The following is a 26,206-nucleotide window of genomic DNA, read 5'->3' on the forward strand; positions in this document are numbered from 1 at the left end:
GATGGGAAGTCCCCTGCGCCCTCTCCCTGTCATCCCGGAACGCGCGACTCACCAACCTGCTCTTCCCCGCGAAAGCGCTTTCGCGGGGAAGAGCGGAAAGAGGGCTAAGGCAGCCGCCAGACCGAGGTCTTCTTGACCTCCATGTCCTCGAGCTCGCGGGTGGTCGGCACCTGGTATTCGGCGAGCTTCACCAGGCCGTCGCGCGGGAAGTAGCTGCGGCCCGGGTCGCCGATCAGCACGGTCGCGCCGGCGGCGCGGGCCGCGGCCAGCCAGGCCAGCACCTGTCCGGCGAGCGGCTGTTCGTAGCAGATGTCGCCGGCCAGGATGACCTCGGCCCAGGCCGGCGGCGGCTGGTCCAGGAGGTTCTGCTCGGTGAACTCGACGGCGACGGCGTTCAGCTCGGCGTTGGCGGCCACCGCGGCCTGGCAGAAGACGTCGATGTCGGCGGCGAGCACCCTGGCGGCGCCGGCCTTCATCGCGGCGAGCGCGACCAGGCCCGAGCCGGTCGCGAAGTCGATCACCGGCTTGCCGGCGACCAGCTCCGGATGGTCGAGGACGTAGCGCGCCAGCGCCTGGCCGCCGGCCCAGGCGAAGGCCCAGAACGGCGGCGGCAGGCCCATCTCCTCCAGCGCTTCTTCGGTCAGCCGCCAGATCGGCATGATCTCGTCGGCGAGGAGCAGCTCCAGCTCGGGCGTGTGCGGCGGACGCTGCGGGCGGGTGTTGTCGAGGACGAAGGCGCGGCGGCCCTCCGGCGTAGGCGTGATCATCCGGCTCAGAACCCCAGCGCGCCGACGGCGAAGGCGACGAACAGGATCACCCCGGCCCAGGTGTTGGCCTTGAACAGCGCCAGCGCGCGGACCGGGTTGTCCGCCTGCACCCGCCGCGCCTGCAGGATCAGGTGGGTGGCGTAGAGCGCGAACACCGGCAGGAACAGGAAGCTCAGGCCGGCCCAGACGTAGGCGGCGAAGGTCAGCACCAGCGACAGGCCGTAGAAGCCGGCGACCCCGCGCGGGATGTCTGCGCCGAGCCGGCGGGCCGAGGACTTCACCCCGGCCAGAGCGTCGTCCTCCAGGTCCTGGATGGCGTAGATGGTGTCGTATCCGAGGGTCCAGAACACGCCGCCGGCGTAGAGCAGCACCGCCGACAGGTCGAGCCGGCCGTTGGCGGCGGCGAAGCCCAGCAGCGCGCCCCAGTTGAAGGTCAGTCCCAGCCAGGCCTGCGGCCACCAGGTGATCCGCTTCATGAACGGGTAGGCCGCGACCAGCGCCAGCGAGGCGACGCCCAGGCCGATCGCCAACGGACCCATGGTCAGGAGGATCAGCAGCGAGACCAGGCTGCAGCCGACGATGAAGCCCCAGGCCTGCTTGACGCTGATCTGGCCGGACGGGATCGGCCGGCCGGCGGTGCGCGAGACCTTGGCGTCGATGTCGCGATCGACGATGTCGTTGAAGGCGCAGCCAGCGGCGCGCATCAGCGCCGCGCCGACGAAGAACTCCAGCATCAGCCAGAGGTCGGGCAGCCGGCCGTAGGTCGCGTCGGCCAGTGCGATCGCCTGCCAGCCGGGCAGCATCAGCAGCCAGATGCCGGTCGGCCGGTCGAACCGGCCGAGCTTCAACCACGGCCGCAGCGCGGCCGGCGCGCGGCGGTCGACCCAGTTGGTGGGGACGGCGTCGGGCAGCGGCGCGGACTGGCTCATGGCCGGGGGCTTAGCAGATGGCGCGGGGCGGGCGAAGACGCCTGCCCCACACTGTCATCCCGGTTTCGGCGCGGAGCGCCGAAGACCGGGATCCAAGAACACGGCGCTGCACGAGAGGCGCGGCCAGCGCGGCGGGCGCCTTCACCGTCAGTATTCTTGGGTCCCGGACATGGCTGCGCGCATTCCGGGATGACAGCTTGAATTCAGACCTCGCCCGCCAGCGCCTCGGCCAGGTCCCCGCGCGGCTCGACCGCGACGGTCGCCAGCCCCAGCCAGCCGGCCATCAGCTTCAGCTCGCTCGCCAGTCGCGCCGGGGTCTCCGGCGTCGCCCAGGGTTCGGCGTGGCTGGCCTGGACGCGCAGCACGCCGGCCTTGCGCTCGGCCTTCAGGTCGACGCGGGCGGTCAGCGCGTCGCCCTCCAGGAACGGCAGCACGTAGTAGCCGTGGGTGCGCTTGGCCGCGGGGGTGTAGATCTCCAGCCGCACGCGCACGCCGAACATCCGCTCGGTGCGCTCGCGGAACCAGATGGCGTTGTCGAACGGCGACAGCAGCGCGGCGGCGGCGATCCGCCGGGGCTTGCGCGCGGCGGGGTCGAGATAGGCCGGCTCGCGCCAGCCCTGCACCGCGACGGGCTGCAACTCGCCGGCCTCGACCAACTCGGCGAGCCGGGCGCGGGTCTCGGCCACGCTCATGCGGAAGTAGTCGCGCAGGTCGCGCTCGGTGGCGACGCCGAGCGCGCCGGCGGCGATGCGCAGCAGGCCGCGTTGGGCCGCGTCGCGGTCGGGCGTCGGCGTTTCCAGCACCGCGCGCGGCAGCACCCTTTCCGGCAGGCCGTAGACCCGTTCGAAGGTCCCGCGGCGGGTCGCGGCGGTCAGCTCGCCGGTCCAGAACAGGCATTCCAGCGCCCGCTTGCCCTCGCTCCAGCCCCACCAGCCGCCGTTGCCCTTGATCCCGAGCTCCAGCTCGGAGGCGGCAAGCGGCCCGCGGTCGCGGATCTGCGCGAGCGCCCGGTCGACCTGGGGGCGATGTTCGCGCAGGTACCGGGCGATGCCGCGCCAGACGCCGACGCCGTCGTGGGCGTCGGCCATCCGCCAGCGCAGCAGCGGCTGGCTGGCCAGCGGCAGCAGGCTGGCCTCGTGGCCCCAGTACTCGAACAGCTCAGGCTTCTTGCCCCAGGCGAGCTCCTCCAGCAGGGCCCGCGGATAGGCGCCCAGCCGCGAAAAGGCCGGCAGGTAGTGGGTGCGCGAGACGACATTGACCGAGTCGATCTGCACCGCGCCGAGGCGCGCGATCGTCTTCAGCAGTTGGCGCTTGCCGACCTCGCCGGCCGGCCGCGCCGCGCCGAAGCCCTGGGCGGCGAGCGCGATGCGGCGCGCCTCCGCCGGCGTCAGACTGTCCTGGCCCAAGGCTCCCCCGCCGCTCGCGACTGCTCAGGCGGAGGAAAGCGCCTAGGCCCCCTGCGGCGCAAGCACCGGTTCGAGCTTCGGCGGGCGGCCGAGCAGCATGAACAGCAGGCTGCCGATGAAGGTCGCGGCGGTGCAGATGTAGAGATAGACGGTGAAGTCGTCGGTGAGCTTCAGCGTCGCACCCATCACCAGCGCGCCGATGGCGCTGGCGCTGCCGATCGCCGCCGTCACCAGGCCGAGCGTGCTGGAGAACACCTGGATGCCGAAGAAGCGCACCACCAGGTAGGCCGCCAGGTCGCCCTCAGCCCCTTGCGACAGGCCGAGCAGCAGCACCGCCGCGGCCAGCGCCACCGTCGCGTCGATCGGCGAACCCAGGATGAACAGCCCAAGCGCCGGCAGGCCCATGCTGACCGCGGCGACGATGTGCGGCGGGAAGCGGTCCAGCGACAGGCCGCAGGCGAACCGGCCGATGATCACTCCGGTGGAGTAGGACGAGATGATCATCGCGGCGACCGCGGAGCTCGCGCCCTTGTCGAGCAGCATCAGCTTCATGTGCGAGGCCGGCAGGGCGGCGGCGATGTTGCACAACAGCATGCCCGCCAGGATCACCCAGAAGGCCGAGCGGCCGGCGACCTGGCGATAGTCCTGCAGCATCCGGCCCGGCGCGCGGACCACGGTGCGGCCGCTCGCCGTCGAGCGCGGCATGATGGTCAGCGCCAGCAGGCCGAAGCACAGCGACAGCGCCGCCACCGCCTGGTAGCCGACCCGCCAGCCGTGGACGTCGTTGATGTGGCTGAGCACCGGGATGCCGAGCGCCGACACCGCGGCCGGTCCGCAGACGACCACCGCCAGCGCCAGGCCGCGGGCCTTTTCGAACCGCTCGGCGACCAGCCGGCTGTAGACCGACGAGGTGGTGGTCGCGCCGATCGTCGTCAGGGCGACGGTGATCGCCAGGAACTCGGTGAAGCCGCCGCGCATCAGGCTGTAGGCGAAGAAGCAGGCCGGGACGCCGAACACCCCGAACGCGGCGGTGCGGCGGACGCCGAAGCTGTCGGCGAGGCGGCCGGCCACCGGCACGGTGACCAGCGTCAGCATCCCGATCACCCCGACCAGGGCGAACTGCGCCTTGGTCCAGCCGAACTCCGCGAGCAGGGGCGGGGCGAAGACGCTGAGCGAATAGATGTGCAGCGCGGTGCCGCCGCCGAGCCCCAGGGCCGCGGCTAGCAGCGCGCGCCAATTCGCCCGGAACTCGCCCAGATAACTCATCCGCCGACTCCTGATGTTGCGCGCCCTCAGCGCGGGCGGTAGCCCGTCGCGTGGCATGATGCACAATCGTTTCCCCGGGGGGATGCGAGCCTTGTGTCTCGGACGGAGTCAAGGCGGAAATGAAACGCTCGGGTCTACTTCTCGAGCCGGCCGTCGGTCAGGGCGGCGCTCTCGAAGCGGAACAGGATGTCCGGATCCGGCGGGGGCGCGTCGGCGGCGATCTGCGGCGGCGCGAGCGTGTGGGCGATGTGACTGAGGATGGCGAGCCGCGCCTTGCGCTTGCTGTCCGCGCGTACGCAGATCCACGGGGCCAACGCCGTCGACGTGCGCTGCAGCATGTTATCCCGCGCGTTGGTGTACTCTTTCCACCGCTTCTGCGCGGCGTCGTCGAGCGGCGAGCTCTTCAGCACCTTCAGCGGATCGGAGTGGCGTTCCGCCAGCCGCTTGGCCTGCTCGTCCTTGGAGACGTCCAGCCAGAGTTTGACGATCTTCAGGCCGCTCTCCAGCAGCATCGACTCCACCGTCGGCGCCTCGCGCAGGAAGACCTCCTGCTCCTCCGGGGTGGAGAAGCCCATCACCCGCTCGACTCCGGCGCGGTTGTACCAGGAGCGGTTGAAGATCACCGTCTCGCCGCAGGCCGGCAGGTGCGGGATGTAGCGTTGGAAAAACCACTGACTGCTTTCGCGGTCGGACGGCTTGGGCAGGGCGACGACCTTGGTGTTGCGCACCGACAGGTGCTCGGTCAGCACCCGGATCGCGCCGTCCTTCCCGGCGGCGTCGCGGCCTTCGAAGATGATCAGCGCCTTCTCGCCTTCGGCCATAGCGCGCTGCTGCCATTTCACCAGCACCAGCTGGCGGGCTTCGAGTTCCGGATCGTCGTCTTTGCGGGACATGGTGAAGTAACGCCCGAACGCCGCGTTTTTGTCATCCGTGGGTGAACGCCCCCTCAGTCGGCTGCGCCGACAGCTCCCCCGCTTCGCGGTGGAGCACCTTCGGCCCAGATCCTCCACCGCGCAGCGGGGGAGGTGGATCGCGCCGCAGGCGCGAGACGGAGGGGGCGTTTGCGTGCGCCGCGTGCGCCGCTACAACCGCGTCATGATCCGCCTGTTCGTCGCCCACGACCTCGCCCAGGACGCCGAACTCAGGCTGGACGAGGGGCAGAGCCGCTATCTGGCGGCGGTGATGCGCCTGACGCCGGGCGACGAGCTGCTGGCGTTCAACGGCCGCGACGGCGAGTGGCGCGCCCGCGTCGCCAGCGTCGGCAAGAAGGCGGTGACGCTGGAGGCGGTCGAGCTGGTCCGGCCGCAGGCTGTGGGGCCGGACCTCGACCTGGTGATCGCCCTGGTCAAGCGCGCGCGGCTGGAGACCATCGTCGAGAAGGCCGCCGAGCTCGGGGCCCGGCGGGTGCGCCCGACGATCACGGAACGCACGAACGCTGACCACACCCGGGTCGACCGGCTGCGGGCGATCGCCGTCGAGGCCGCCGAGCAGACCGGCCGGCTGGACGTCCCCGAAGTGCTGGAGCCGGTCCGCCTCGACAAGCTGGTCGGCGGCTGGGAGGACGGCCGCAGGCTGCTGTTCTGCGATGAGGCCGGCGACGCGCAACCGGCGCTGACGGCGCTGGAGGCCCAGCCGGAGGCGCCCTGGGCGATCCTCATCGGCCCGGAAGGCGGCTTTTCGCCGAAGGAGCGCGAAATGCTGCGGTCGCTGAACTTCGCGACGCCGGCGACGTTGGGCCCGAGAATCCTGCGCGCGGACACGGCGGCGATCAGCGCACTAACCTTATGGCAAGCAGCGCTGGGCGACTGGCGTACTTGAGCTGCGACCGTTTGCACCCATGTCACTCATGCGCGTAAAGATCGCGGCCGCGCGGGGCCACCCCCGCTGAGACGTCTGTTACGGGCTGGAGAGCTGCATTTGGCCGACATCGCATGCCAAGATCGCCCGCTCGTCTTCGACGATCTGGTCCGCTGGTTCGAGGCCGGGTCCAAGCCGGCGTCCGAATGGCGCGTGGGCGCCGAGCACGAGAAGTTCGTCTTCCAGCTCGGCTCGAACCGGCCGGTCCCGTATGAGCCCGGCGGCATCAAGGCCCTGCTGGAGGGGCTGACCCGCTTCGGCTGGAAGCCGGTCTACGAAGGCGACAACGTCATCGCGCTGGAGCGCGGCAAGGCCAGCGTCAGCCTCGAGCCCGGCGGCCAGTTCGAACTGTCCGGCGCGCCGCTCGAGACCATCCACGAGATCTGCGAGGAGACCGGCTCGCACCTGCAAGAGGTGAAGATCGTCGCCGACGAGCTTGGCCTGGGGTTCCTCGGCCTGGGCTTCACCCCGCAGTGGCGGCGTGACGAGATCCCGGTGATGCCCAAGGGCCGCTACACCATCATGCGCGAGTACATGCCCAAGGTCGGCGGCATGGGCCTGGACATGATGTTCCGCACCTGCACGGTGCAGGCGAACCTCGATTTCGGCTCCGAAGCCGACATGGTCGCGAAGTTCCGCACCAGTCTGGCGCTGCAGCCGATCGCCACGGCGCTGTTCGCCAACTCGCCGTTCAAGGAAGGCAAGCCGACCGGCCTGCTGTCCAGCCGCGCCAACGTCTGGACCGACACCGATCCGGACCGTACCGGCATGCTGGATTTCGTCTTCCAGGACGGCTTCGGCTTCGAGACCTACGCCCGCTACGCGCTCGACGTGCCGATGTATTTCGTCAAGCGCGACGGCCGTTACGTCGACGTCGCCGGCCGCTCGTTCCGCGACTTCATGGACGGCAAGCTGGCCGAGCTGCCGGGCGAGCGCCCGACCCTCAAGGACTGGGCCGACCACACCACCACCCTGTTCCCCGAGGTGCGGCTGAAGCAGTACCTGGAGATGCGCGGCGCGGACTCCGGGCCATGGAGCCGGCTCTGCGCCCTGCCGGCGCTCTGGATGGGCGTGCTCTACGACTCCGCGGCGCTGGCGGCGGCCTGGGACCTCTGCAAGGACTGGGCGACCGAGGATCACGAGCGGCTGCGCGCCGACGTCGCCCGGCTGGGCCTGAAGGCCGAGGTCAATGGGCGCAGCGTGCAGGACGTCGCCAAGGACATGCTGGCGATCGCCCGCGACGGGCTGAAGCGGCGTAACCGATTGTCCGGCGGCCTGGTCGACGAGAGCGGCTATCTCGGCGAACTGCATGAGATAGCCGAGAGCGGGATCACCCCGGCCGAGCGGCTGCTGGAGCTCTACAACACCCGCTGGGCCGGCGACGCCGGCAAGGTGTTCGAGGCCTTCGCCTACTAGCCGCCCGCACGGCGATTGAATGAACCGCTCACCCCGGCGAAGGCCGGGGCCCAGGTGAACCCCACCAAGCGCTCCGGCTGAATCTGGATACCGGCCCTCGCCGGTACGCGCGGAGCTTGGTTAGGCCGCAGCCTTCTTCTTCGGCATCAGGTGCAGGACGCCGGCGATGACGCCGCCGATCAGGAAGCCGACCAGCGCCGAGGCCACGGCGAAGGCCAGCCAGCCGGCGACGGACCCGAGCATCGGCGCGGCCGCGGCCCAGTGCTGCAGCTGGTGGATCAGCCCCGGGATCGGCGTCAGCTGATACTGCTCCAGGCCGTGGACGATGATGCCGCCACCGACCCACAGCATCGCCGCGGTGCCGATCACGGTTAGGCCGTTCATCACCGCCGGCATGGCGCGCACCAGCAGCCGGCCCGCCAGGCGCAGGCTGCGCAGGCGGCCTTTCGCCAGATGCAGGCCGATGTCGTCCATCTTCACGATGAACCCGACCACGCCGTAGACGCCGACGGTGATCGCGAAGCCGACCGCCGCCAGCGCCGCGGCCTGAACGACGAACGGCTGGTCGGCGACGCTGCCCAGCGAAATGGCCATGATCTCGGCCGACAGGATCAGGTCGGTGCGGATCGCGCCGGAGACCTTGCGCTGCTCGAGCTCCTTGGAGCTCAGCGCCAACTCTTCCGGCTCGTCCGCCGCGTCGTCGCCGTGCAGGACCGCCTCGATCACCTTCTCCGCCGCCTCGAAGCAGAGATAGGCCCCGCCGAGCATCAGGATCGGCGTCACCGCCCAGGGGGCGAAGTAGCTGAGCAGCAGGGCGCCTGGCAGCAGGAAGAAGAACTTGTTGCGCAGCGAGCCCATCGCGATCTTCCAGACGATCGGAAGCTCGCGGTCCGGGGTGAAGCCCATGGCGTAGCCGGGCGTGACCGCAGTGTCGTCGACCACCACGCCGGCGGCCTTGGCGCCGGCCTTGCCGGCGGCGGCGCCGACATCGTCCAGCGAGGCGGCCGCGATCTTGGCGATGCCGGCGATGTCGTCGAGGAGGGCGGCGAATCCTGAAGCCATGGGGTCCTTTGCGGCGACGCGCCGGGGTCCGTCAACGCGGACGGTTGAGGAAGTCGGCGATCGCCGGGGCGAGCCGCGGATAGAGATCGAACACGCTGCCGGGCGCACGGCCGGTGAAGCGGTCCATCCAGGCCGCGCCCGGCCAGGCCGAGGGCACGAGCGTCGCGCCGGGAATCAGCCGCGCCAGCGCCTGCGACACCTCCGGCGGGTGGATGTCGTCGCCGCCTTCGAAGATCAGCGTCGGCAGGGCGAGCCCGCGCAGCGCCGCGTCCGGCACGCCGGCCAAGGCGGCGTCCGGCGAATAGTAGAAGAAGGTGTTCCAGCGCTTCAGCGTGGCGATGAAGTCGGCGGGATCCAGCGCCAGCAGCCGGTCGCGGTTCTCCGGGTTGGCGGCGATCCGTTCGGCGAAGAACGGCGTCTTGGCGATCGCCGGCATGCCGCCGCGCTCGGCGGCCATGATGTAGGGCACGTGGTACTGGAAGCCGAGGAACTGGCAGCCGTAGGGCCCGCCCGACGCCGACCAGAGGATCAGGCCGCGCGCCGCCTCCGGCCGCCTGAGCGCGGTCAGCACCGACACCCGGCAGCCGGCCGAGCCGCCGGCCAGCCAGGCCGGGCCCTCGCCAAGCTCGGCGATCAGGTCGCCGAGGTCGTCGGCCCAGAGCTCCTGCTCGGAGCCTGCGCCGCCGAAGAAGACGTCGCTCGCCCCGGTGTTGCGGCGGTCCCAGGTCAGCACCCGCGCCTGCGCCGCCAGCGCCTCGGCCAGCGCGTCGACCGCCGCCCCGGCTTCCCGGCCGCCGGGCGTCAGCGCGACCAATGGCCCCGCGCCGCGCAGCGCATATTGCAGGCGACAGCCGTCGCGCGTGGTGAAGCTGGGCATGGTGCGGGGTCTCGTACGTTCGCCGGGAGCGTACAGGCGCGGCGGTGACTGCGTCCAAGCCGTAAAACGCCCCCTCAGTCCGCTGCGCGGACAGCTCCCCCGCTGCGCGGTGGAGCATCTTGGCGCTCTAGATCCTCCACCGCGCAGCGGGGGAGGTGGATCGCGCCGGAGGCGCGAGACGGAGGGGGCGTTTTACCGCGCCGTCCTTAGCTGAACCCGCGGCGGTCCTCCCGCCCGGGTGTCTCGACGTTCGGCGCCCAGTGTTCGCGTTGGGCGACGCCGTCGCCGGAGTCGGTGTGCTGGACGATCTCGTCGATGTCGCGTCGCGACAGCGTGGCGTCGGCTTCCGGACGCGGTTCGCGGTGGTGGTGGTGCGGGTTCACCACGGCGTCGTCGACTTCGTAGAGCTCGATGTCGCCCGGATAGAAGGCGACGCGGCCGCGGATCGGCCCCACCGGGTCGTACGGGTCCTCGTAGGACCAGGCGACGTTCTCGAGAATTTCGCCGTCAAAGGTGAGGGTGAAATAGCTCGCCTGACCCTTGTGCGGGCAGAAGCTGTGGCGGTCGGTCCGCCCCATGTACTCCATGCCCACGTCCTGACGCGGGAAATAGACGACCGGCGCCAAGCCCTTCTCGTGCAGGATGATCGCGTCGTCCGTGTCGGCGATGACGTGGTTGTTGAGGCGGGCGCGCCAGCGCCGGGTGGCGGGCTTCAGCGTGATCTGCGGATCGGGGTCTGAGGTCTGCATGCGGGAGGTTCTCCTTGCGACCTTCAACGTGCAGGCCTGCGACCGGCTCCCGCAGGGCAATTGTTACGCCTTGTGACATCGCTTGCCGCGTGATCTCTAGCTCGTAACCTGACCCGGCGCGCCACGCGCCGCTTCATCTAAGAGCTTCACCGGAAACGCCTTCGCATGAATCCCGTCGTTCTTATCGGCCTGCTGGTCACCGTGGCGACCGGCGCGCCGGTGCTGGTGCAACTGCTGCGCAACCACCCGCGCGGGCTGATCATCGCCTTCTTCGCCGAGATGTGGGAGCGGTTCTCCTACTACGGGATGCGCGCCATCCTGGTCTTCTACCTGACCCAGCACCTGCTGTTCGACGACAAGACCGCCTCGGCGCAGTACGGCTCCTACACCTCGCTGGTCTTCCTGATCCCGCTGGCCGGGGGGCTGATCGCCGACCGCTGGCTCGGCACCCGCAAGGCGGTGGTGTTCGGCGCGCTGCTGCTGACCGCCGGCCACATGGCGATGGCGATCGAGGGCCGTCCCTCCGAACAGACCCTGCACTTCGCCGGCCGCAGCTACGAGATCCAGGCCGAAGGCCGGATGGACGACCGCAAGGTCCATGTCGTGGTCGACGGCAAAGCCCACGCCTTCGCCGCGGCGCAGGACGGCGGGCTGCAGATCAAGAACCTGCCGGCTGGGGCCTCGCTGCCGGCGGTCCTGCCGGCCGGCGAATTCTCGATGACCACCAAGACCGACCTGCTCGGCCGCAACGCCTTCTATCTGGCGATCTCGCTGATCATCATGGGGGTCGGCTTCCTCAAGCCGAACATGTCGGTCCTGGTCGGGCAGCTCTACGAACAGGGCGACCCGCGACGGGACGCCGGCTTCACGCTCTACTATTACGGCATCAACCTCGGGGCCTTCTGGGCGGCGATCCTGTGCGCCATGCTGGGGCAGTCGGTCGGTTGGTGGGCCGGCTTCGGTCTGGCCGGAATCGGCATGGCGGCGGGCCTGCTCGTCTTTATCCTCGGGCGAAAACACCTGCTCGGGCGCGGCGAGCCGCCGGCCCCGCAGCGGCTGCGCGAGAAGGTGGTCGGGCCGCTCAACCGCGAACAGCTGATCTATGGCCTTGGCGTGCTGGCGGTGATCCCGGTGTGGTTCCTGGTGCAGCACAACACTCTGGTCGGCTGGGGCCTGGGCGTCGCGACCGTGGTCGCCGTGGCCTACATCTTCTGGTTCATGTTCGCCCAGTGCGGCAAGGTCGAGCGCGAGCGGATGGCGCTGGCCATGGTGCTGATCTTCGGCGCGGTGGTGTTCTTCACCCTGTTCGAGCAGGCCGGCACCTCGCTCAACCTGTTCGCCGCGCGCAACGTCGACCTGATGGGGCTGCCGGCAGCCCAGACCCAGTCGTTCAACCCGTTCTTCATCTTGGTCTTCGCGCCGATGTTCGCCGCGCTCTGGGCTTGGCTGGGGCGTCGCGGCCGCGACCCCAATCCGACGCTGAAGTTCGGCCTGTCGCTGCTGCAGATCGGCCTGGGCTTCCTGGTGGTGGTCTGGGGCGCGCCGCTGGCCGACGCCCAGTACCGGCTGCCGGTGATCCTGCTCGGCCTGCTTTATATGTTCCACACCACGGCGGAGCTGTTCCTGTCGCCGGTGGGGCTGTCGCAGATCACCAAGCTCAGCGTAGCCAGTTTGGTCTCGTTCATGATGGCGGTCTGGTTCCTGGCCTCGTCGATCGCCCAGTACGTCGGCGGGATCATCGCCGGCCTGGCCGGAACCGAGACGGTCGGCGGCGAGGTGCTCGACCCGGCGGCCGCACTGGCCGCGTCGCTGCGGGTCTTCAACCTGCTCGGCTGGTGGGGCGTCGGCATCGGCGTCGCCTTTGTCGCCCTCAGCTTCCTGATCAAGGGCTGGGCCCACGGCGCCGACGAGACGGTGGTGCAGCCGGAGCCGCTCGGCGGCGGCGACCGCCCGGCTGTCGGCCGGGCGGCGATCCGCGCGGAGCGGAAGGGTAGCTAAAGAAGATGCTCCCCCTGAGGGGGAGTTCCCGCGAAGCGGGTGAGGGGGTTGAAGGCCGCCGAGTCAGCGGCTGAAACCCCCTCCGGCCCTATCGGGCCACCTCCCCCTGAGGGGGAGGATCTAGGCGGCCTACAGGCTCGTGCCGCCGACCGTCAGGCCGGTGAGCTTCAGCGACGGCTGGCCGACGCCGACCGGCACGCTCTGGCCGGCCTTGCCGCAGCTGCCGATGCCGGGGTCGAAGCCGAAATCGTCGCCGATCATGGTCACCCGGGTCAGCGCCGAGGGCCCGTCGCCGATCAGCGTCGCGCCCTTCACCGGCGTGGTCACCTTGCCGTCCTCGATCAGGTAGGCCTCGGTGCACTGGAAGACGAACTTGCCGTTGGTGATGTCCACCTGACCGCCGCCGAAGTTGGCGCAGTAGAGGCCACGCTTGGTCGAGGCGATCATCTCCTCGCGGCTGGCGTCGCCGCCGAGCATGGCGGTGTTGGTCATCCGCGGCATCGGCATGTGGGCGTAGGACTGCCGCCGGGCGTTGCCGGTGGCCTGCGCGCCCATCAGCCGCGCGCTCATCCGGTCGTGCATATAGCCGACCAGGATGCCGTCCTCGATCAGGATGGTGCGCTCGGTCGGGGTGCCCTCGTCGTCGACGGTCAGCGAGCCGCGGCGGCCGAGGATGGTGCCATCGTCGAACACGGTGACGCCCGGCGCGGCGACCCGCTCGCCGATCCGGCCGGAGAAGGCCGAGGTGCCCTTGCGGTTGAAGTCGCCTTCGAGCCCGTGGCCGACCGCCTCGTGCAGCAGCACGCCGTTCCAGCCGGGGCCGAGCACGACGTCCATCTCGCCGGCCGGGCAGGGCACCGCCTCGAGGTTCACCAGCGCCTGGCGCAGCGCCTCGTCGACCTGTTCCTGCCAGCGGTCCGGGGTGATCCAGGCTTCGAAGCCGGTGCGGCCGCCGGCGCCGCTGGTGCCGGTCTCGCGGCGGCCGTCGCGCTCGACGCTGACCTGCACGTTGAGGCGGCACAGCGGGCGCACGTCGCGGATCAGCCGCCCGTCGGCGCGGACGATCTCCACCGTCCGCCGCTCGCCGGCCATCGAGGCCATCACCTGGACGACCCGCGGATCGCGTTCGCGGGCCCAGGCGTCGATCTCCTGCAGCAGCGCGACCTTGTCGGCGAAGTCCGGCGAGGCGAGCGGGTTCTCCTCGCCATAGAGCTTGGCGTTGGTCGCCCGCGGGCCTTCGGCGGCGACCCCGGCGTAGCCGCGTTTGGCGAGCGCCGCGGAATCGCCGGCGCGACGGATGGCCGCTTCCGAGATCTCGCTGGCGTGGGCGTAGCCGGCGGTCTCGCCGGCGACGACGCGCAGGCCGAAGCCCTCGGTGGCGTCGTAGGCCGCGGATTTCAGCCGGCCGTCGTCGAACAGGAAGGACTCGCTCTCGGAGCGTTCGACGAACAGCTCGCCGTCGTCGGCGCCGGCGAGCGCGTCGCGCAGCACCGAGACGGCGCGTTCGGGATCGACGCCGGCGGCGTCGAGGATCGAAGGGGCGGGGGCGTGGGCGTTCATGCGTGAAAGATAGGGACCGCCCGGCCCGGCGTCACCTGCGGGCGTTGGAACTCCCTCCTTTCATCATCCTTTCATCATCGCCCGGCTTGTCCGGGCCATGACGGATATATCCGGTCACCGCTTCAGCGGGTCGTGCCCCCAATTCATTAGACTATAGCGCCAGCGGGTGTCGGCGACCTCGCCCCAGGGACGCTGGGCGAGGTGGCGGCGGCAGTAGCCGATCACCTTCTTCATATGCGCGTAATCGGCGTCGGTGAGGTCGTCGTTCGGCGTATCGCGGATCTCCAGGATGCGCCGCGCCGACTGGCGGCCGACCGACTCGTGCTCGCCCTTGCGCACCATGCCGACCTGCTTGCTCTGCGGCGTCTCCAGCCAGGCGCGCAGCTCGGCCTGGGTGAGGTTCGTCAGGCGAGCGAACTCGCGGCGGACGGCCCGGGCGTCGTCAGGATGCAAATGCATCGCAATCCTCCCTTGGGACGCGAAATTCCGGTGCGGCGGCATGGATGCCCATATCTGACGCAAGCGCCTTGGCAACGACCAGGGATGCGCGTATGCACGCGCGCTGAAGGGGCGGACCGGCGCGAAAGCGCCTGCGCGCGCTCATTCTGTCAGGCGGCGGGATCGTCGGATTCGCGAGCGCGGCCGCGCCAACCAGACCGAGGGGACATGAAGTCGAGGTTTAAGGGGATGCGGGCGCTGGCGACCGGTGTCGCGGCGGGCGCGATGGCGGCGTTCTGGGGTGCTTCAGCCCTCGCCGAGGACCTGGTGGGCCAACCCACGCCGGGCGCGATCGACCTGCAGCCGGGGGTGACCCCGCTGCGGCATGACGCGATCTTCTTCCACAATGCGATTCTGCTGCCGATCATCACGGCGATCACCTTGCTGGTGCTCGGCCTGCTGGTGTGGGTGGCGGTGCGCTACAACCGCCGCGCCAATCCGACGCCGGCGCGCTGGAGCCACAACACGGCGATCGAAGTGATCTGGACCCTCGCGCCGGTGCTGGTGCTGGTGTTCATCTCGATCTTCTCGTTCAAGCTGCTGTTCGCCTATCACGACATGCCGAAGCCGGATCTGACGGTGAAGGCGACGGGCTACCAGTGGTACTGGGGCTTCGAGTACCCGGACCAGAAGGTCGGCGAATTCGTCTCCAACCAGCTGCCTGAGGATCAGGCCAAGGCGAAGGGCGTGCCCTATCGTCTGGCGGCGACCGAGCCGCTGGTGGTGCCGGTCAACAAGACCGTGCGCGTGCTGGTGACCGGCGCCGACGTGATCCACGCCTTCGCCGTGCCGTCGTTCGGCGTGATCATCGACGCCATCCCGGGCCGGGTGAACGAGACCTGGTTCAAGGCGGAGAAGGTCGGCACCTACTACGGCCAGTGCCGCGAGCTGTGCGGCGTCGATCACGCCTTCATGCCGATCGAGGTCCGCGTCGTGACCCAGCCGGAATTCGACGCCTGGGTGGCCTCGAAGGGCGGCAGCGTCGCCGGCGCTGCGCCGGCCGTGGCCGCTGCGGCCGACGCCGCTCAGCCGGCCGCCGCGACCGCTGCGAACACTCCCGCCGCCCCCGCGCCGCAAGGCGCGCCGGCTGCGGCCACCACGTCCCCGGCGCCCGCGGCGCCGGCTGCGCACTGATCTAGGACAAGCGTACGATGGCAAACGCCGCCGCTCACAGTCACGACGAGCATGACCATAAGCCGGGCTTCTTCGCCCGCTGGTTCCTGTCGACCAACCACAAGGACATCGGCACCCTCTACCTGCTGTTCGCCATCATGGCGGGCCTGGTGGGCGGCGCGCTCTCCGGCCTGATCCGCTGGGAACTGGCCGAGCCGGGCATCCAGGTGTTCACCGACGGCAGCTTGCTGTCGCAGCTCGGCCTGATCGAAGCCTCCAAGCACGGCTATAACGCCGTGGTCACCGCCCACGCCCTGATCATGATCTTCTTCATGGTCATGCCGGCGATGATCGGCGGCTTCGGCAACTGGTTCGTGCCGCTGATGATCGGCGCGCCGGACATGGCCTTCCCGCGGATGAACAACATCTCCTTCTGGCTGCTGGTCGCGGCCTGGGTGCTGCTGCTCACCTCGATGTTCGTCGACGGCGGCCCGGGCATGGGCTTTGGCGGCGGCTGGACGGCCTATCCGCCGTTGTCCACCACCGGCCACGCCGGCCCGGCGATGGACTGCGCCATCCTCGCGCTGCACCTGGCGGGCGCCAGCTCGATCCTGGGCGCCATCAACTTCATCACCACCATCTTCAACATGCGCGCGCCGGGCATGACCCTGCACCGGATGCCGCTGTTCGTCTGGTCGGTGCTGGTCACCGTCTTCCTGCTGCTGCTCTCGCTGCCGGTGCTGGCGGGCGCGATCACCATGCTGCTGACGGACCGCAACTTCCACACCCACTTCTTCGACCCGGCCGGCGGCGGCGACCCCGTCATGTACCAGCATCTGTTCTGGTTCTTCGGCCACCCGGAAGTGTACATCCTGATCCTGCCGGGCTTCGGCATCATCAGCCACATCGTGTCGACCTTCTCGCGCAAGCCGGTGTTCGGCTACCTCGCGATGGCCTACGCCATGGTCGCCATCGGCTTCGTCGGCTTCGTCGTGTGGGCGCACCACATGTACACCGTCGGGATGAACATCAATCTGCGCGCCTACTTCGTGGCGGCCACCATGGTCATCGCGGTGCCGACGGGCGTGAAGATCTTCTCCTGGATCGCGACGATGTGGGGCGGGTCGATCGACTTCAAGACGCCCATGCTCTGGGCGATCGGCTTCATCTTCCTGTTCACCGTCGGCGGCGTGACGGGCGTGGTCCTGGCCAACGCCGGCATCGACTACAGCCTGCACGACACCTACTACGTGGTCGCGCACTTCCACTACGTGCTCAGCCTCGGCGCCGTGTTCGCGATCTTCGCGGGCTTCTACTACTGGTTCGAGAAGATCTTCGGCGTGAAGTACCGTGAATGGCTCGGCGCGCTGCACTTCTGGGTCATGTTCGTCGGCGTGAACCTGGTGTTCTTCCCGCAGCACTTCCTCGGCCTGCAGGGCATGCCGCGCCGCTACATCGATTATCCGGAAGCCTTCACGCTCTGGAACAAGGTGTCGTCGCTCGGTTACGCGATCACCGTCGTCGGCGTGGGCATCTTCATGCTGGTGCTGCTCGACGCGATGATCTTCCGCCGCAAGGCCGAGGCCAATCCGTGGGGTGAAGGGGCGACCACGCTGGAGTGGACGCTGTCCTCGCCGCCGCCGTTCCACCAGTTCAACGAACTGCCCGTCATCGAACCCGAGGCCAAGCACTAAGGCCTACGGTCGGCGACCAGTCTTAACGGGGGGCGCGCGCTGGAAACGGCGCGCGCCCTTCGAACATTCGGGGTAAACTTATGGCCATGCTTGAGGCCCATTCCGGCGCCGGCGCCCCGGCGCGCTGGCAGGACTTCCTTCAACTCCTGAAGCCGCGGGTGATGTCGCTCGTGGTGTTCACCGGCTTCACCGGCTTGGTGGCGTCCGGTCAGGCGATCCATCCGGTGCTGGCGGCGGTCGCCGTGCTCTGCATCGCGGTCGGCGCGGGCGCGTCCGGCGCGCTGAACATGTGGTACGACGCCGACATCGACGCGAAGATGCGCCGCACCCGCGGCCGGCCGGTGCCGGCTGGGCGGGTCCAGGGGGCCGACGCGGCCGGGCTGGGCGTGGTGCTGTCGCTGTTCTCGGTCATGCTGATGGGCATGGCGCTGAACTGGCTGGCGGCGGGCCTGCTGGCCTTCACCATCGTCTTCTACGCCGTCGTCTACACCATGTGGCTGAAGCGCTCGACGGCGCAGAACATCGTCATCGGCGGCCTGGCCGGGGCGCTGCCGCCGGTGATCGGCTGGGCCGCGGCGACCGGCGACGCCCCGATGAACGCCTGGCTGCTGTGCGCCATCATCTTCATGTGGACGCCGCCGCACTTCTGGGCGCTGTCGCTGTACACCAGCGAGGACTACGCCCGCGCCGGGGTGCCGATGATGCCGCTGGTGTCCGGCGCGGCCTCGACCCGCAAGCAGATCCTGATCTACAGCCTGCTGCTGGCCCCGCTCGGCGTGGCCCCGGCGTTCACCGGCCTCGGCGGCGTCGCCTATCTGGCGGTCTCGGTGCTCGGCGGCCTGGTGTTCCTGCTGCTCGCCTGGCGGCTGTTCCGCAGCCGGGCCGGCGAGAGCCCCGATCCGCGCAAGGACGACGGTCTCTACGACGTGCGCGCGACGGCCAAGGACGCGCGCAACCTGTTCGCCTTCTCGATCCTCTACGTGACCTTGCTGTTCGCAACCCTGCTCGTCGAGCACGTCGCCGGGCTGCCGCCGATGGAGCTGTTCTGATGAGCGATCCCGCCCGGGAATCCGACGCCGAGGCCAAGGCCCGGCGCGGCCGCAATATCGCGCTGGCGCTCGGCCTGGTGCTGTTCGTGGTCCTGGTCTTCGTAGTCACGGTCGTGAGGCTCGGCGGGAATGTCGCCCACCGTCCGCTCTAAGCGCGAGCCCACCCCGCAGCAGCGGCGCAACCGTAAGCTCGGCCTGATCTGCACTGCGGTGTTCTGCGGCATGGTCGGGGCGGCCTACGCCTCGGTGCCGCTCTATCGCATGTTCTGCCAGGTCACCGGCTTCGACGGCACCGTCGGCCGGGCCGAGGCCGCGCCGGTCGCGGTCAGCAACCAGGCGGTCACCGTGCGGTTCGACGCCAACACCCGCGAGCTGCCGTTCACCTTCACCGCCGAACAGACCTCGCAGGAGGTCAGGCTCGGCGAGACCAAGATCGCCTTCTTCCGGGTGGTGAACAATTCCGACAAGCCGGTCACCGCGCGGGCGACGTTCAACGTCGTGCCGGAGCAGGCGGGCGGCTATTTCAAGAAGCTGCAGTGCTTCTGCTTCAACGACCAGACCATCGGCGCCGGCCAGTCGGTTGACATGCCGGTGCTGTATTTCGTCGATCCCAAGTTCGCCGAGGATTTCGAGACCCGCGGCAAGCGCGAGATCACCCTTTCCTACACCTTCTTCCCGGCGACGGACGCTCCTGCGGCCACACCGCAGAGCTAGTGTAGGAAAACGGCTGCCTTTCCCCCTTGGCGGACCCCGCAGCGCAGGTCTATAGCGTCACGCGAAACGGCCTGACGCACGCGCTGAGAAGCTGCGGGCCCCTGGCCGCTTGGGGGATTTAGAGGATTAGGACCGAGATGGCCCAAGGCGTGAAGCACGACTACCACCTGGTCAACCCGAGCCCGTGGCCGCTCGTCTCGTCGGCCGCGGCGACGATCATGATGCTCGGCGGCGTGGTCTGGATGAAGGGCCTGTTCGGCCTCGAGAAGGGCACCAGCTGGGTCTTCCTCGCTGGCCTCGCCGGCGTGCTCTACAGCATGTTCGGCTGGTGGCGCGACGTGGTGAAGGAAAGCCGCGCCGGCGACCATACCCCGGTCGTCGGGCTCGGCCTGCGCTACGGCATGATCCTGTTCATCGCCTCCGAAGTGATGTTCTTCGTGGCCTGGTTCTGGGTCTTCTTCGAAATGGCGCTGTTCCACCAGCACCGCACCCTCTCGTCGATCGAGGAAGTGCGCGCCGCCTGGGCCACCTGGCCGCCGCATGGCGTCGAGACCGTCCCGGCCTGGCACCTGCCGCTGGTCAACACCCTGACCCTGCTGCTCTCCGGCACCACCGTCACCTGGGCGCACCACGCGCTGCAGACCGGCGACCGCAAGGGCGCCAAGTGGGGCCTGATCCTGACCGTCGCGCTGGGCGTGCTGTTCACGACCATCCAGGTGTACGAGTACGCCCACATCCTGGAGCACAAGTACTTCTTCAACACCGAGGCGGTGAACTCGGGCCTGTACGGCTCGGCCTTCTTCATGGCCACCGGCTTCCACGGCTTCCACGTGCTGATCGGGACGATCTTCCTGACCGTCTGCCTGCTGCGTCTGCTGTCCGGCCAGTTCACCCCGCAGAAGCACTTCGGCTTCGAGGCGGCGGCCTGGTACTGGCACTTCGTCGACGTGGTGTGGCTGTTCCTGTTCGCCTTCATCTACGTGGTGTTCGCCGGCGCGGCCGGGCACTGACCGTGGCGAACGCGCCCAACCCGTTCCTGGCGGGACTGGCGGGGCGCTGTCCCAACTGCGGCGAGGGCCACCTCTACGAGGGTTTCCTCAAGGTGGCCCCTCGTTGCGAGGCCTGCGGGTTCGATCTGGCGAAGGCCGACTCCGGCGACGGTCCGGCGGTCTTCGTCATCCTCATCGCCGGCTTCATCGTCGCGTTCGCGGCGCTGTTCACCGAGGTGGCGGTCCATCCGCCGGTCTGGGTCCACCTGGTGCTGTGGCTTCCGGCCACCCTGATCATCTGCCTCGGGCTGCTGCGGCCCACCAAGGGCCTGCTGCTGGCCGCCCAGTTCAAGAACAAGGCGGCTGAATCCCGTCATGGCTGACGGCCCGGCGCCTGCGCCGGCCGCGCGCGCCGCCGGCTTTCCGATCGGCCTGACGGCGGCGACGGCGATCGCGCTCGCCATCCTGCTCGCACTCGGCGCCTGGCAGCTCCAGCGGATGGCGTGGAAGCAGCAGCTGCTCGCCCACGTCGCCGCCCTGCAGAACGCCCCGGCCCGCCCGCTGGAGCCGGTGCTCGACGCCCTGGCTGACGGCCGCGACGTCGACTTCACCCGGGTCCGCGTCAGCTGCCCGGGGATCGCCGGCGCGCCCTTCCTCGAGCTCTACGGTCTGAAGGACGGCCAGGCCGGCTCGCGGCTGATCTCGGCCTGCACGGTCGCCAGCCGCAAGTACCGCACCGTCCTGGTCGACCGCGGCTTCGTCGTCGACACCATCTCCGCGCGCCCGCCCGTCGACGCGGCCGACACCGCGCCGGTCGAGGTGGTCGGCGTGCTGCGGGTCCCGGACCGCGCCACCTTCATGACGCCGCCGAACCAGCTGCAGGCCAACCGCTGGTTCTCGCGCGACGCCGAGGCCATGGCCCGGGCGCTGGGCGCGCCGGCCCCGGCGCCGGTCTACCTGTTCGCCGAAAGCGCGACCAATCCGGCCTTCGCCGGGCTGCAGCCGGCGCCGCTGCCGGCGCAGATCCCCAATCGGCATCTGGAGTACGCGCTGACCTGGTTCGGCCTTGCCGCGGCCCTGGCCGGCGTCTATGCCGCCGTCCTCTTGAGAAGGCGGAAGAATTAGATGCGTTACGTCTCGACGCGCGGTCAGTCGCCCGCGGTGGGCTTCGTCGATGCGGTGCTGGCGGGGCTGGCGCCCGACGGCGGCCTGTACATCCCGGAAGCCTGGCCGACCTTCACGGCCGCGCAGATCGCCGGGTTCGCCGGCAAGCCCTACCACGAGGTCGCCGCCGCGGTGATCGGCGCCTTCGCCGGCGACGAGATCCCCGCCGACGCGCTCGCCGAGATGTGCCGCGAGGCCTACGCGACCTTCAAGCACGCCGCCGTCACGCCCCTGGTGCAGCTGGCGCCGGAGGTCTTCATGGCCGAGCTGTTCCACGGGCCGAGCCTGGCGTTCAAGGACGTCGCCATGCAGATCCTGGCGCGTCTCTATGACCACGTGCTGGGCCAGCAGAACCGCGTGCAGACCATCCTCTGCGCGACCTCCGGCGACACCGGCGGGGCGGCGGTCGAAGCCTTCCGCGGGCGCAAGAACGTCCGCGTGGTGGCGCTCTTCCCCGAAGGCCGGATCAGCGAGGTGCAGCGGCGCTTCATGACCACGGCGCCGGACGCCAACGTCGCCTGCGTCGCGGTCAGCGGCACCTTCGACGACTGCCAGGCGATCGTGAAGCAGGCCTTCCAGGACCAGGCGCTGCGCCAGGCGGTCGACCTGTCGGGCGTCAACTCGATCAACTTCGCCCGCATCGCCGCCCAGGCGGTCTACTACTTCACCAGCGCCGTGGCGCTCGGCGCGCCGCACCGGCCGGTCAGCTTCTGCGTGCCGTCGGGCAACTTCGGCGACGCCTTCGCCGGCTATGTCGCCAGCCGCATGGGCCTGCCGATCGCCCGCATCGTCGTGGCCACCAACTCCAACGACATCCTGGCCGGCGCGTTCGAGACCGGCCGCTACGCCCGGGGCCAGGTGCACGCCACCATGAGCCCGGCGATGGACATCCAGTCGGCGTCGAACTTCGAGCGGCTGTTCTTCGAGGCCACCGGCCGCGACGCGGCGGCCACCGCCCAGGCCTTCGAGGGCTTCAACGCGAACGGCGCGATCAACGTGCCGCCCGCGGCGCTGGCCAAGATGCGCCAGATGTTCGTCGGCGTCGGCGTCGGCGAGGACGACACCGCCAAGGCCATCGTCGCCACCCTCGACACTTCGGGCGAGTTGATCGATCCGCACACCGCGGTCGCGGTCTCGGCGCTCGGCCGCGTCGATGTTCCGGGCCCGGTCGTGGTGCTGTCGACGGCGCACGCCGCCAAGTTCCCTGAAGACGTGGCCAAGGTCTCCGGCCTGACCCCGCAGCTGCCGCGCGGCGCAGCGGATCTCGCCGGCCGCCCGGAGCGGTTCGAGCGACTGCCCGCCGAGGCGGAGACGATCAAGGCCTATGTCCGAACATTCGCAGGCGCCTGAGGCCCCCGGGCCCAAAGTCCACGTCCTCGGCAACGGGGTGCGGGTCGTCTGCGACCCGATGCCCGGGCTGCAGACGGTGGCGCTGTCGGTCGTCGCTGGCCGCGGCGCGCGCAGCGAGGACGAGCTCCGCTCGGGCTGGTCGCACCTGCTCGAGCACATGGTCTTCAAGGGCGCCGGCGGCCGTAGCGCGCGCGGCATCGTCGAGGCCATCGAGGCCGAAGGCGGCCACATCAACGCCGCCACCGGCTACGAGCGCACCAGCTACCAAGTCCGCGCGCTGAAGCACGGGCTCGACCTTGGCTCGGCGGTGATCGCCGACCTGGTGCTGCGCCCGCACATGGACGAGGGCGACCTGGTTCGCGAGAAGCAGGTGGTCGGCCAGGAGATCGCCGAGGCCGCCGACGCCCCGGACGACCTGGTGTTCGAACTCGCCCAGACCGCGGCCTTCGAAGGCCAGTCGCTGGGCCGGCCGATCCTCGGCACGCCGGCTTCGATCGGCGCCGCCGACCCGGCCGCGCTCAACGCCTGGCGCGCGGCGCTCTACGCCCCCGACAGCCTGGTCGTCAGCGCCGCCGGCGCGGTCGACGAAGACCAGGTGCTGCGGCTCGCCGAGCGCGACTTCGGCCAGGCCCAGGCGGTGTCGCCGCCGCCGCCGGCCCAGGCCGCCAGCTTCCAAGGCGGGATGCGGCCGACCGCCAAGAAGCTCGAGCAGGCCAACCTGGTGCTGCTGCTGCCGGCCGTCGGCGCCGGCCACCCGGACTATTTCGCCCTGCGGCTGCTGGCCGAGATCCTCGGCGGCGGGATGGCCTCGCGGCTGTTCCAGGAGGCGCGCGAGAAGCGCGGCCTGGCCTACGCGATCGACGCCTATTCGGAGACCTACATCGACACCGGCGTGCTCGGCGTCTTCGCCGGCTGCGCCGCGGAGGACGCCGCCGAGCTCGCCCGGGTCGTGGCCGGCGAGATCGCCGGCATGACCGAGGCGGTCACCGAGGCCGAACTGGCCCGGGCGAAGGCGCAGCTGAAGGGCTCGATGTTCATGGCCCGCGAGCAGCCGCTGGCGCGCGCCGAACAGGCCGCCGCCCACATGCTGATGTTCGGCCGCATCCTGCCGCCGGAGGAGCTCGGCGCCGAAGTCGACGCGGTCGTGGCCGCCGACCTGGTGCGCCTGACGGAGGCGATCCTGGCCCCCCGCCGCGCGGCGGTGGCCGTGCTCGGCCCCAAGGCCGCGCTGAAAGCGGCGCCGGCCTTCGAGAAGGCGCTGTTCGGCTAGGGCTAGGGCTAGGGCCAGGGCGGGCGTTTCAGGCTTGCAACGCCCCGCTTGACGCCCTGCCCAAATAGGCGACCCTGCGGCGATGGCCTTGCTGGACTGGATCGCGCCGGAGAGCGGCCTGCGCCTCGAGGGCGAGGGGATCTACCTGCGCCCGCCGCGCGCCGCCGACTACGGCGAATGGCGTGAGCTGCGGGCCGCCTCGCGCGCCTTCCTGCAGCCGTGGGAGCCGACCTGGCCGTCCGACGACCTGACCCGCGCCGCCTACCGCCGCCGGCTGATGGCCTATTCGCGCGACCGCGACCTCGGCCTGGCCTATCCGTTCTTCGTCTTCCGCGCCGACGACGACGCGCTGTGTGGCGGCATCACCCTGTCGAACGTTCGGCGCGGCGTCGCCCAGATGGGCTCGGTCGGCTACTGGTGCGGCCAGCCGTTCACCCGCCAGGGCCATACGCTGGGGGCGGTGCGCGCCACCTGCACCTTCGCCTTCCGCACGCTCGGCCTGCATCGGGTCGAGGCCGCCTGCATCCCCGACAACGCGCCCTCCCGCAGATTGCTGTTGAAGGCCGGCTTCGCCGAGGAAGGCTACGCCAAAGCTTATCTCAAAATTAACGGCGCCTGGCGCGATCATGTGCTGTTCGGCCAGGTCTCGCCCTATGGCGGGGCCGACGGCCTGGACGCAGGGGTGTCGGTGTGAGCGACGCCCGCAGTTCATGAGTGCGGCGCCGCGCGCCGCGAGGCAGGCGATCGCGTCCAATGGCGGGCGGGGGCTCATTCTGGGACGTGTCCACGACGCTCGCCGCGCTCGGCGCGGGCGGGGCGGCGCTCTGGGCCTGGAGCCCTGACGAGGACCGCCTGCTGCTGACCGGCGTCGCCCGCGAGTTGGGCCTGGGCCCGCTGACGCCCGACTGCTCTTCCGCCGCCTTCCGCGCGCTGGTGCTGCCCCAGGATCGCCACCAGGCCGATGAGTTGCTGCAGCCGCAACCGGCCGGCGTCGAGGTCGCCGCGCGCCTGCGGATGCGCGGCGCCGAGCCCTGCGTCTGGCGCGGCCAGTGGCTGGAGGATGGGCGCGCCGTCGGCGTGCTGGCCCCGGAGACCCGCTTCGCCGCCGCCGAGCGCGACAGCCTCACCGGCCTGCTCGATCGGCAGAGCTTCATCTGCTGCGCCCGCGAACGGCTGCAGGCCCCGGGCCAGCACCGCTTGCTGGTCGCCGACCTCGACCGCCTGCGCCGGCTCAACGAGGCGCTCGGGCACGAACGCGCCGACCTGGTGCTGGCGGCGCTGGGCTCGCGGCTGGCCGCCGCCCTGCCGTCGCGGGCGATCGTCGCGCGCATCGGCGAGGACGAGTTCGCCGCGCTCTGGCCCGCCGGCGAGCCGTCGCTCGACGCGCTGCGCGCAGAGCTCGAGCGGCCGATGCGGATCGCCGGCTTCGACATCCATCCGAAACTGTCGCTCGCGGTGATCGAGGCGGCGGGCGGGGCCGACGCGCTGGAGGCCACCGAGCTGCTGCGCCGCGCCGAGTTGCAGGTGGAGGCGGGCAAGACCGGCGGCCGCCGCGCGCCCGGCGTGCTCGGCGATGGGATCTCACGCCTGGCGCTGGAGGCGGACCTGGAAGGCGCCATCGGCCGCGGCGAGCTCGGGCCCTTCTACCAGCCGATCGTCCGGCTCGGGACCGGCGCGCTGGCCGGCTTCGAGGCGCTGGTCCGCTGGCGCCACCCGCGCCGCGGCCTGCTGACGCCGGAGCACTTCCTGCCGCTCTGCGAAGAGCTCGGCATGATGGGCGAGTTGGGGGCGATGATGCGCCGCGAGGCGGCCGCCCAGCTGGCGGCTTGGCGCCGCGTGCGGCCGGCCGCCGCCGAGCTGACCGTGGCGGTGAACCTCTCGGTCGGCGAGCTCGAGCGCCCCGACCTGCCGGGCGAGGCCCGGGCGCTGCGCCGCGAGGCCAACCTGCCCCCCGGGGCGCTGAAGCTGGAGGTGACCGAGGGCGAGGTGATGCGCGATCCCGAGCGCGCCGCCGTGGTGCTGCGCAGCCTGCGCGACGCCGGCGTCACCCTGGCGCTCGACGACTTCGGCGTCGGCTTCTCGTCGCTGTCCTATCTGACGCGACTGCCGTTCGACACGCTGAAGATCGACGGCTTCTTCGTGCGCACCATGTGCAGCGACCCCGGCTCGGCGAAGATCGTCTCCTCGATCGTCAAGCTCGGGCAGGACCTGGCGCTCGAGGTGGTGGCCGAGGGCGTCGAGGACGCGGCGACCGCGCAGCGGCTGTACGAGCTCGGCTGCGACTACGCCCAGGGCTTCGGCTTCTCGCAGCCGCTCTGCCCGCAGGACGCGACCGCCTACATCGAGAGCTGCGACATCGCCGGCCGACCAGCGCGGAAGGTGGGGTAGCAGCGCTCGCCGGTCCTTCCCCCCGCTCGTCCCCGCGAAAGCGGGGATCCAGGCTTTTTCTGTTCGCTCAGACGCCGACCGCCGCAGCAC

The 26,206-nt window shown here is 70.4% G+C and carries 25 protein-coding genes; 15 read left to right on the forward strand and 10 right to left on the reverse strand.

Annotation, left to right across the window (positions count from 1 at the left end; all coding sequences use genetic code 11):
• Positions 1-104: 104 nt before the first annotated feature.
• The 5 genes from ACSQ14_RS03065 to ACSQ14_RS03085 form a co-directional block, all read right to left on the reverse strand.
• The gene (locus ACSQ14_RS03065; RefSeq protein WP_436009607.1) at positions 105-767 is read right to left on the reverse strand and encodes a class I SAM-dependent methyltransferase; all 663 of its coding nucleotides are present in this window, start codon (positions 765-767) and stop codon (positions 105-107) included.
• A gap of 5 nt (positions 768-772) precedes the next feature.
• Positions 773-1,696 (reverse strand): 4-hydroxybenzoate octaprenyltransferase, encoded by a 924-nt coding sequence (gene ubiA, locus ACSQ14_RS03070; RefSeq protein WP_436009608.1) that lies wholly within the window; start codon positions 1,694-1,696, stop codon positions 773-775.
• Between the two features lie 203 nt (positions 1,697-1,899).
• Positions 1,900-3,102 (reverse strand): winged helix-turn-helix domain-containing protein, encoded by a 1,203-nt coding sequence (locus tag ACSQ14_RS03075; RefSeq protein WP_436009610.1) that lies wholly within the window; start codon positions 3,100-3,102, stop codon positions 1,900-1,902.
• 42 nt (positions 3,103-3,144) lie between these two features.
• On the reverse strand, positions 3,145-4,368 hold the full coding sequence (locus ACSQ14_RS03080) for an MFS transporter (protein WP_436009612.1): 1,224 nt from the start codon (positions 4,366-4,368) through the stop codon (positions 3,145-3,147).
• 134 nt (positions 4,369-4,502) lie between these two features.
• Positions 4,503-5,261 (reverse strand): polyphosphate kinase 2, encoded by a 759-nt coding sequence (locus ACSQ14_RS03085; RefSeq protein WP_436009614.1) that lies wholly within the window; start codon positions 5,259-5,261, stop codon positions 4,503-4,505.
• Positions 5,262-5,463: 202 nt separating this feature from the next.
• Here ACSQ14_RS03085 and ACSQ14_RS03090 point away from each other — a divergent pair, with 202 nt between their 5' ends.
• Together ACSQ14_RS03090 and ACSQ14_RS03095 are read left to right on the forward strand one after the other, a co-directional pair.
• Positions 5,464-6,186 carry a 16S rRNA (uracil(1498)-N(3))-methyltransferase gene (locus ACSQ14_RS03090; RefSeq protein ID WP_436015339.1) on the forward strand — a complete coding sequence of 241 codons (723 nt, stop codon included), beginning with the start codon at positions 5,464-5,466 and terminating at the stop codon, positions 6,184-6,186.
• A 99-nt stretch (positions 6,187-6,285) separates the two neighbouring features.
• Positions 6,286-7,641, forward strand: a complete 1,356-nt coding sequence (locus tag ACSQ14_RS03095; RefSeq protein ID WP_436009616.1) for a glutamate--cysteine ligase — start codon at positions 6,286-6,288, stop codon at positions 7,639-7,641.
• A 120-nt stretch (positions 7,642-7,761) separates the two neighbouring features.
• Here ACSQ14_RS03095 and ACSQ14_RS03100 read toward each other — a convergent pair whose 3' ends face one another.
• From ACSQ14_RS03100 to ACSQ14_RS03110, 3 genes are all read right to left on the reverse strand, one after another.
• A complete protein-coding gene (locus ACSQ14_RS03100; protein ID WP_436009618.1) occupies positions 7,762-8,703 on the reverse strand; it encodes a DUF808 domain-containing protein in 942 nt (313 codons plus the stop codon).
• A 31-nt stretch (positions 8,704-8,734) separates the two neighbouring features.
• Positions 8,735-9,580, reverse strand: a complete 846-nt coding sequence (locus tag ACSQ14_RS03105; protein ID WP_436009620.1) for an alpha/beta fold hydrolase — start codon at positions 9,578-9,580, stop codon at positions 8,735-8,737.
• 206 nt (positions 9,581-9,786) lie between these two features.
• Positions 9,787-10,329, reverse strand: coding sequence for a DUF427 domain-containing protein (locus ACSQ14_RS03110; protein ID WP_436009622.1), 543 nt, complete (start codon positions 10,327-10,329; stop codon positions 9,787-9,789).
• A gap of 165 nt (positions 10,330-10,494) precedes the next feature.
• On the opposite strand from ACSQ14_RS03110, the gene ACSQ14_RS03115 reads away from it, so the two are divergent.
• A complete protein-coding gene (locus tag ACSQ14_RS03115) occupies positions 10,495-12,327 on the forward strand; it encodes a peptide MFS transporter (RefSeq protein WP_436009624.1) in 1,833 nt (610 codons plus the stop codon).
• Positions 12,328-12,456: 129 nt separating this feature from the next.
• Here the strand turns inward: ACSQ14_RS03115 and tldD are convergent, their stop codons facing one another.
• Together tldD and ACSQ14_RS03125 are read right to left on the reverse strand one after the other, a co-directional pair.
• The gene (gene tldD / locus ACSQ14_RS03120; RefSeq protein WP_436009626.1) at positions 12,457-13,887 is read right to left on the reverse strand and encodes a metalloprotease TldD; all 1,431 of its coding nucleotides are present in this window, start codon (positions 13,885-13,887) and stop codon (positions 12,457-12,459) included.
• Positions 13,888-14,001: 114 nt separating this feature from the next.
• On the reverse strand, positions 14,002-14,346 hold the full coding sequence (locus ACSQ14_RS03125) for a DUF3140 domain-containing protein (RefSeq protein ID WP_436009628.1): 345 nt from the start codon (positions 14,344-14,346) through the stop codon (positions 14,002-14,004).
• A 207-nt stretch (positions 14,347-14,553) separates the two neighbouring features.
• On the opposite strand from ACSQ14_RS03125, the gene coxB reads away from it, so the two are divergent.
• From coxB to ACSQ14_RS03185, 12 genes are all read left to right on the forward strand, one after another.
• The gene (gene coxB, locus ACSQ14_RS03130) at positions 14,554-15,519 is read left to right on the forward strand and encodes a cytochrome c oxidase subunit II (protein WP_436009630.1); all 966 of its coding nucleotides are present in this window, start codon (positions 14,554-14,556) and stop codon (positions 15,517-15,519) included.
• A 17-nt stretch (positions 15,520-15,536) separates the two neighbouring features.
• Positions 15,537-17,192, forward strand: coding sequence for a cytochrome c oxidase subunit I (ctaD, locus tag ACSQ14_RS03135; protein WP_436009632.1), 1,656 nt, complete (start codon positions 15,537-15,539; stop codon positions 17,190-17,192).
• Between the two features lie 80 nt (positions 17,193-17,272).
• Positions 17,273-18,241: a heme o synthase gene (gene cyoE, locus ACSQ14_RS03140; RefSeq protein WP_436009634.1), complete on the forward strand. Its 969-nt coding sequence runs from the start codon at positions 17,273-17,275 to the stop codon at positions 18,239-18,241.
• The gene (locus ACSQ14_RS03145) at positions 18,241-18,393 is read left to right on the forward strand and encodes a hypothetical protein (RefSeq protein WP_436009636.1); all 153 of its coding nucleotides are present in this window, start codon (positions 18,241-18,243) and stop codon (positions 18,391-18,393) included. The genes cyoE and ACSQ14_RS03145 overlap by 1 nt, the downstream gene beginning before the upstream one ends.
• Positions 18,371-18,955, forward strand: a complete 585-nt coding sequence (locus ACSQ14_RS03150) for a cytochrome c oxidase assembly protein (RefSeq protein ID WP_436009638.1) — start codon at positions 18,371-18,373, stop codon at positions 18,953-18,955. Before ACSQ14_RS03145 ends, ACSQ14_RS03150 begins: the two co-directional genes overlap by 23 nt.
• Before the next feature lie 137 nt (positions 18,956-19,092).
• On the forward strand, positions 19,093-19,965 hold the full coding sequence (locus ACSQ14_RS03155) for a cytochrome c oxidase subunit 3 (RefSeq protein WP_436009640.1): 873 nt from the start codon (positions 19,093-19,095) through the stop codon (positions 19,963-19,965).
• 2 nt (positions 19,966-19,967) lie between these two features.
• A complete protein-coding gene (locus ACSQ14_RS03160; protein ID WP_436009642.1) occupies positions 19,968-20,327 on the forward strand; it encodes a DUF983 domain-containing protein in 360 nt (119 codons plus the stop codon).
• Positions 20,320-21,069, forward strand: coding sequence for an SURF1 family protein (locus ACSQ14_RS03165; protein ID WP_436009644.1), 750 nt, complete (start codon positions 20,320-20,322; stop codon positions 21,067-21,069). Before ACSQ14_RS03160 ends, ACSQ14_RS03165 begins: the two co-directional genes overlap by 8 nt.
• Positions 21,070-22,458, forward strand: a complete 1,389-nt coding sequence (gene thrC / locus ACSQ14_RS03170) for a threonine synthase (RefSeq protein ID WP_436009646.1) — start codon at positions 21,070-21,072, stop codon at positions 22,456-22,458. It begins immediately after the preceding gene.
• Entirely contained in the window at positions 22,433-23,728 is a 1,296-nt protein-coding gene (locus ACSQ14_RS03175) for a M16 family metallopeptidase (RefSeq protein WP_436009648.1), read from the forward strand. The genes thrC and ACSQ14_RS03175 overlap by 26 nt, the downstream gene beginning before the upstream one ends.
• 82 nt (positions 23,729-23,810) lie before the next feature.
• Positions 23,811-24,422, forward strand: a complete 612-nt coding sequence (locus ACSQ14_RS03180; protein ID WP_436009650.1) for a GNAT family N-acetyltransferase — start codon at positions 23,811-23,813, stop codon at positions 24,420-24,422.
• Positions 24,423-24,481: 59 nt separating this feature from the next.
• Entirely contained in the window at positions 24,482-26,116 is a 1,635-nt protein-coding gene (locus tag ACSQ14_RS03185) for a putative bifunctional diguanylate cyclase/phosphodiesterase (RefSeq protein ID WP_436009652.1), read from the forward strand.
• The last annotated feature ends 90 nt before the right edge of the window (positions 26,117-26,206 follow it).

Origin of the sequence: Phenylobacterium sp. LjRoot219, from assembly GCF_964252995.1 — a bacterium.
Lineage (GTDB): Bacteria > Pseudomonadota > Alphaproteobacteria > Caulobacterales > Caulobacteraceae > Phenylobacterium.